Raw genomic sequence first — 6,850 nt, forward strand, 5'->3', positions numbered from 1 at the left:
TGGCCCGGCCGCCGATCTGCCCGCTGGGCTTCGGCTCCGGCTCGGCCGCCGGGGGCGGCGTCGACGGGCGCTGCACCGGCACCACCGCGTACGGGTCGGTGACCGAGTTGACCGCGGTGGCGGTGCTGGTCAGTGGCCCGGCGAGCAGCTCGCGGAGCATCGCCCGGGCGGTGTGCACGTCGAGGCGGCGGCCCGGGTCCTTCTCCAGCAGGCCCATCAGCACCCGGGTCAGCGGCCCGCTGCGCTGCGGCGTGGCCGGCGGGTCCTCGACCACGGCGTGCATGGTCTCGATCGGGTCGCCCTTGTCGAACGGCGGCCGGCCCTCCACCGCGGTGTAGAGCGTCACGCCGAGGGAGAACAGGTCGCTCGGCGGGCCGAACTCCTGGCCCATCGCCCGCTCGGGGGAGATGAAGTGCGGCGAGCCGAGCACCATCCCGGGGGTGGTGAGCTGGACGTCGGTGGGCATTCGGGCCACCCCGAAGTCGGTCAGCACGCAGCGGCCGTCGGTGCAGATCAGCACGTTGGCCGGCTTGACGTCGCGGTGCAGCACACCGTTGGCGTGCGCCACCTCCAGCGCGCCGAGCAGCGCGATGCCGATCTTGGCGACCGCGCGGGGCGCGACCGGCCCGTCCTCGATCACCATGTCGGCGAGGCTGCGCGCGTCCAGCAGCTCCATCACGATCCACGGCCGGCCACCCTCGGTGACCACGTCGTACACCTGGACCACGGCCGGGTGCTGGATGGCCGCGGCGGCGCGGGCCTCGCGCAGGGTGCGCTCGTACATCGAGTCACGGTCGCTCGGGGCCAGCCCCGGGGGCAGGACGACCTCCTTGACCGCCACGTCGCGCCGCAGCAGCGTGTCGGTGGCACGCCAGACCGTGCCCATGCCGCCGTTGCCCACCGCGGACCGCAGCGAGTAGCGGCCACCGATGATCGTGCCGGGTGCCGCGCGTCCGTTGGGAGGACTGACCGGTCCGCCGCTCCACGTCGGGATCTGAGTCACAGAAAAGCCACCGGGGGATATCGAGGGGGCTGGGACAGAACCCCCCTATCTTGCTGGTTCCGACGCCCGATGCGAAACCCGACGCGGCGCACCTTTGCTTACCGGACCGTACGTGCCCGCGCGCTCACCTGCCGTCGACCGGGGTGTGCGCTATCCCTCACCCATCGACACGCTCGCGCGTCCTACCATCCGGTGATGAGCGAACGGCGGTCCAGCGAGTCCGGTTTCCCCATCAAGGGCGTCTACACGGCGGCCGACCTCCCCGAGGAGCTGGAGACCCGGCTGGGCGGCCCGGGGGAGTATCCGTACACCCGTGGGGTCTACCCCACCATGTACACGTCCCGCCCGTGGACCATGCGGCAGTACGCCGGGTTCGGCACCGCCACCGAGTCCAACGCCCGCTACCACCAGCTGCTGCGGGCCGGCACGATGGGGCTGTCGGTCGCCTTCGACCTGCCCACCCAGATGGGCTACGACTCCGACGACCCGATCGCCCACGGCGAGGTCGGCAAGGTCGGGGTGGCCATCGACTCGATCGACGACATGCGGATGCTCTTCGACGGCATCCCGCTGGACAAGGTCTCCACCTCGATGACCATCAACGCGCCGGGCTCGGTGCTGCTGCTGCTCTACCAGCTCGTCGCCGAGGAGACCGGGGTCGCCGGCTCCGCGCTCAACGGCACCATCCAGAACGACATCCTCAAGGAGTACATCGCCCGGGGGACGTACATCTTCCCGCCGAAGCCCTCGCTGCGGCTGGTGGCCGACACGTTCGCCTACTGCCGCAAGGAGGTGCCGAAGTGGAACACCATCTCCATCTCCGGCTACCACATGGCCGAGGCCGGCGCGACGCCCGCGCAGGAGATCGCGTTCACCCTGGCCAACGGCGTCGAGTACGTCCGTGCCGCGCTGGAGGCCGGGCTGGCCGTGGACGACTTCGCGCCCCGGCTGTCGTTCTTCTTCGTCGCCCGCACGACGCTGCTCGAGGAGGTGGCGAAGTTCCGCGCCGCCCGGCGGATCTGGGCCCGGCTGATGCGCGACGACTTCGGCGCCAAGGACCCGAAGTCGATGATGCTGCGCTTCCACACCCAGACCGCCGGCGTGCAGCTCACCGCCCAGCAGCCCGAGGTCAACCTGGTCCGGGTCGCGGTGCAGGGGCTGGGCGCGGTGCTCGGCGGCACCCAGTCGCTGCACACCAACAGCTTCGACGAGGCGATCGCGCTGCCCACCGAGAAGGCGGCCCGGCTGGCGCTGCGGACCCAGCAGGTGCTGGCGTACGAGACGGACCTGACCGCCACCGTGGACCCGTTCGCCGGGTCGTACGTGGTGGAGGCGATGACCGCCGAGATCGAGGCGGCGGCGGTGGAGCTGATGGACCGGGTGGCCGACCACGGTTCGGCGGTGGACGCCATCGAGGCGGGTTTCCAGAAGCGCGAGATCGAGCAGTCCGCGTACCGGATCGCCCAGGAGATCGACTCGGGCGAGCGGGTGGTGGTCGGCCTCAACCGGTTCACCGTCGACGAGGAGGAGCCGTACGAGCCGCTGCGGGTGGACCCGACGATCGAGGCCGCCCAGGCGTCTCGGCTGGCCCGGCTGCGCGCCGAGCGGGACAACGGCGCGGTCGAGCGGGCCCTGGCGGAGCTGCGCGCGGCGGCCGAGGGCACCGAGAACGTGCTCTACCCGATGAAGGAGGCGCTGCGGGCCCGGGCCACGGTCGGCGAGGTCTGCGGGACGCTGCGCCAGGTCTGGGGGACGTACCGGCCCAGCGACCGCTTCTGACCAGCGCGTGAACGGCGGCCTCCGCCGGTGCCCCCGGGTGCCGGTGGAGGCCGCCGTCGTCTGCGGTCGGGGTCTACAGGGGTCGTCAGGGGTGCCCCGCCAGAGCTACCGTCGGTGCAGGTACCCGGTGCGGCACTCCAGCGGTCGAGGCTCGGAGTGGGCGCCCGGGCAGCGTGGCCTTCCGGGCGGGGCGTGTGCCGCGTGGGTTCCTGGGTAACCCGGACGGGTGAACGGGACGGACAGCGTGTCCGGCCGCGCGCGGGACGACCGTGTCACCGTCGGGAGTCGCCTGGTCGCCGGCTGTCGTCGGTTAATTGTCCGAGCGGCAGTTAATTGCGGCGACTAATGCGACAATTCGGAACGACGGCCCCGGATCGACGCCGATTTCGCGACCGCCGAATCGGTTACGCGTTGTAGGAGGTGTGGGGCAGATGACGGCGTTCGAACGCGATCTACCTGCTGTCCCGCAGATATTCGAGCCCTCTCACCAGGGCTTACGTGACGCTGTGCGGTCCGATCACTACCGTAACGAGGTTGCCCAGCGTCACCGTCGGAGGTCTAGGCTGTCTGCTGTCCTCCCCGATGATCCGTCCATTCCTAGTGATCGAGAATTCGACGTGACGAGTGCGTTGACGCTGCCGAACGGCAGCCAGCTGGCGTCGTCCTGGCCGGAGGCGCCATCCGGGTCCCAGCCCCTGCCCTACGAGCTCGACCATCTGCTCGCCCTGCGGGTACCCGGCCTCATCGCCACCCGTCGCCACATCCACTCCCACCCGGAACTCTCCGGCGAGGAGTTCGAGACGGCGGCGCTGATCGCGCGGGAGCTCTCCCTGGCCGGCCTGCACCCGCGGCTGCTGCCCAAGGGCAACGGGGTCATCTGCGACATCGACGGCCGCCCGGACGGGCCGGTCATCGCGCTGCGCGCCGACATCGACGCGCTGCCGCTGACCGACGTCAAGGACGTGTCGTACAGGTCCACGGTGGAGGGCGTCTGCCACGCCTGCGGCCACGACGTGCACACCACGGTGATGCTCGGCGTCGGCATGCTGCTGGCCCAGCTCGCCGACGCGGCCAGCTCGACGGCCGGGTGCGGCTGATCTTCCAGCCGGCCGAGGAGATCCTGCCCTGCGGCTCGCTGGAGGTCATCGAGGCCGGCGGCCTGGAGGACGTGGTCCAGATCTTCGCCGTGCACTGCGACCCCAACCTGCCGGTGGGCAAGGTCGGCCTGCGGGTCGGTCCGATCACCGCCGCCGCCGACAACGTCACCGTCCGGCTCACCGGCCCGGGCGGGCACACCGCCCGGCCGCACCTGACGGTCGACCTGGTCGACGCGCTCGGCCGGCTGGTCACCGAGGTGCCGGCGCTGGTCAGTCGGCGGGTGCCGGCCAACAGCGGGCTGCTGCTGGTGTTCGGCCACGCCTCGGCCGGCACCCGGTACAACGTCATCCCGTCCGAGGCGTGCGCCTCGGGCACCCTGCGAGTGATGGATCGCGACACCTGGGAGCTGGCTCCCAAGATCGTCGCTCAGGTGGTCCGGGACGTCATCGCGCCCACCGGCGCCACCGTCGACCTGGAATACCTGCGCGGCCGTCCGCCGGTGAGCAACGACGCCCGCGCCATCGGGGTCCTCACCGCTGCCACCGCCGCGGCGCTCGGCCCCGAGGGGATCGCCGAGACGCCGCAGAGCATGGGCGGCGAGGACTTCTCCTGGTACCTGGAGTACGTCCCCGGCGCGTTGGCCCGCCTCGGCGTCGGCCGGTCCGGGCCCAACGTGGACCTGCACCGGGCGTCGTTCGACGTCGACGAGCGGGCCATCCCCGCCGGGGTGCGCCTCATGGTCCAGACCGCGCTGCGGGCACTGGCGGCGGCGCGGTAGGCATCGGCGGTCGCGGCGCGCCGACCGGCGTGGTGGGCGGTGCCGGTGGCGCGGGCCGCCCCCGACGCCGCCGGCGCAGCACCGCCAGGAACACCACCAGGGGTACGCCGAACGCCAGCAGCCAGGGCAGCACCGCCCCGAGCACGGTCAGCAGGATGGTCATCGAGGCCACGAAGACCTTCCAGCCACCGCGCAGCCCCACCATGAAGCCCGTCTCGGTCTCCTCCTCGGCCGTCGAGGCGTCCTTCCCGACGAACGTCACCGTGATCGTGGAGAGCGCGGTCAGGTCGGCCAGCCGACGCTTCTTCGCCTCCAGCGAGGCGAGGTCGGCCTCCCGCCGGGACACCTCGTCCTCCAGCGACACCAGCTCCGGGATCGAGGTGGCCCGGGACAGCAGCTTGCGGGCACTGTCCACCCGGGCCCGCTGGGTCGCGATCCGGGCGTCCAGGTCGACCGTCTCCTCGGTGACGTCCTGCGTCTTCACCTCCCGGCGCTGCTGCTTGCCGTACGTCGCCAGCTCGTCGATGAGGGCGGTGAACTTCGCCGCCGGCACCCGCAGCTCCAGCTCCGCCTCGGCGTCGGCGGCCACGCTGCGCCGGTTGTCCCCACCGACGAACCCGCCGGCCGCGACCACCGCGGCGACGCCCGGCGGGCGGCGCCCTCCACGTCGTCCACCTGCACCCGCATGGTTCCGGTGTAGATGATCGACCGCTGGTCCACCCGCAGGTCCGGCGCGCCCGCGCGGCCTTGCCCCCGCTCGGCAGCCCCACCCACCGGCGCCCCGCCGGCCGGGGCCTCGGCCGCCGAGTCACCGGCCGAGGTCGAGCGGTCCGCCGCTCCGCAACCGGCCAGCAGCAACGCCGCCAGCCCCAGCGCCGCCAGGGACCTGCCCCGGCGTCGTGTCGTCTGTCTGTCCATCCCCGCTCCGTCCTCTGACTACCCCGGTCCCGGGGCGATAGCTCGGACGCGACGCGACACCGCGCCGGTTCCGGCAGACTGCGCTGAGGACGTCACGATTCGATAATCGAGGAGTCACGTATGCAGCTCACCAAGTACTCCCACTCCTGCCTCCGGCTGCAGCACGACGGCGGGGTGCTCGTCGTCGACCCCGGCGTGGTCAGCGAGTCGGCGGCGTTGGACGGGGTGGACGCGGTGCTGATCACCCACGAGCACCCGGACCACGTGAACGTGGAGGCGCTGACCCGGGCGCTGGACCGCCGCCCGTTCACCGTCCACGGCCCGGCTTCGCTCGCCGGCGTCCTGGGTGACGCCGCTGAGGTGCTGACCGTGGTCACCCCCGGGGAGTCCTTCACCGCCGCCGGCGTGCCGGTCCGCGCCCACGGTGGCCGGCACGCCGTCATCCACCCCGACATCCCGGTCGTGGAAAACATCGGATACCTGTTCAACGACGTCGTCTACCACCCGGGAGACGCGCTGTTCGTGCCGGACGACGTCCAGGTGGACACCCTCTTCGCGCCGATCCACGCGCCCTGGTCGAAGTTCTCCGAGGTGCTCGACTTCATCCGGGCGGTCGCGCCGCGCCGCGCGTACGCCCTGCACGACGGTTACCTCAACGACAACGGGCTCGCCGTGCTCGACCGGCAGTACACGGCCCTGTCCGGGACGGACTACCAGCGGCTGGAACCGGGCAGCCGGATCGACGCCTGAAGCCGTGCCCGCGCTCCCCTCCGACCTGGTCCAGCGGCTCTACCGCACGCCCCCGGACCGGTTCGTCGCCGCCCGGGACGCCGCCGTCGCCGAGGCCCGGCGGGCCGGTGACGCCGCCGGCGCCCGCCAGATCGCCCGGCTCAAGCGCCCGACCGTGGCGGCCTGGCTGGTCAACCTGCTCGCCCTCGAACGCCCCGAGCTGGTCGCCGACCTGGGCCAGCTCGCCGACGCGCTGCGCACCGCCCAGCGGGACCTGAAGGGGCCGAAGCTGCGCGAGCTCTCCGCCCAGCGGCGCGCGGTCGTCGCCGCGCTGGTCGCCGAGGTGCGCCGGATCGCGGCCCGCAACCCGGACGCCCCGTCGGCCGGGAAGCTGCCGCTGGGTGAGGTGGAGGCCACCCTCAACGCGGCGCTCGCCGACGCCGAGGTGGCCGAGCAGGTCCGGGCCGGCACCCTGCTGCGGGCCGTCCACTACGCCGGCTTCGGCGAGGTGCCCCGGCCGCAGCTGCGGCTGGTCACCGGCGGGG

General features: G+C 72.6%; 3 protein-coding genes and 3 pseudogenes. 4 read left to right on the forward strand and 2 right to left on the reverse strand.

Features of this window, described 5'->3' with window-relative positions:
- The coding region (locus JNW89_RS22715) for a serine/threonine-protein kinase (RefSeq protein WP_238450430.1) at window positions 1-1,003 on the reverse strand (1,003 nt) is incomplete at its 3' end.
- Window positions 1,004-1,198: 195 nt separating this feature from the next.
- On the opposite strand from JNW89_RS22715, the gene JNW89_RS22720 reads away from it, so the two are divergent.
- Together JNW89_RS22720 and JNW89_RS22725 are read left to right on the forward strand one after the other, a co-directional pair.
- Window positions 1,199-2,782, forward strand: coding sequence for a methylmalonyl-CoA mutase (locus JNW89_RS22720; RefSeq protein ID WP_238450431.1), 1,584 nt, complete (start codon window positions 1,199-1,201; stop codon window positions 2,780-2,782).
- Window positions 2,783-3,399: 617 nt separating this feature from the next.
- Window positions 3,400-4,658: pseudogene (locus JNW89_RS22725) on the forward strand (amidohydrolase).
- Here the strand turns inward: JNW89_RS22725 and JNW89_RS22730 are convergent.
- Window positions 4,615-5,576: pseudogene (locus tag JNW89_RS22730) on the reverse strand (DUF4349 domain-containing protein). The pseudogenes JNW89_RS22725 and JNW89_RS22730 sit on opposite strands and share 44 nt — an antisense overlap.
- 120 nt (window positions 5,577-5,696) lie before the next feature.
- On the opposite strand from JNW89_RS22730, the gene JNW89_RS22735 reads away from it, so the two are divergent.
- Both JNW89_RS22735 and JNW89_RS22740 read left to right on the forward strand, forming a co-directional pair.
- Window positions 5,697-6,326 carry an MBL fold metallo-hydrolase gene (locus JNW89_RS22735; protein ID WP_238450432.1) on the forward strand — a complete coding sequence of 210 codons (630 nt, stop codon included), beginning with the start codon at window positions 5,697-5,699 and terminating at the stop codon, window positions 6,324-6,326.
- A gap of 4 nt (window positions 6,327-6,330) precedes the next feature.
- Window positions 6,331-6,850, forward strand: a pseudogene (locus tag JNW89_RS22740) (hypothetical protein); the annotation flags it as partial.

It is taken from the genome of Micromonospora sp. 4G55, from assembly GCF_016803375.1.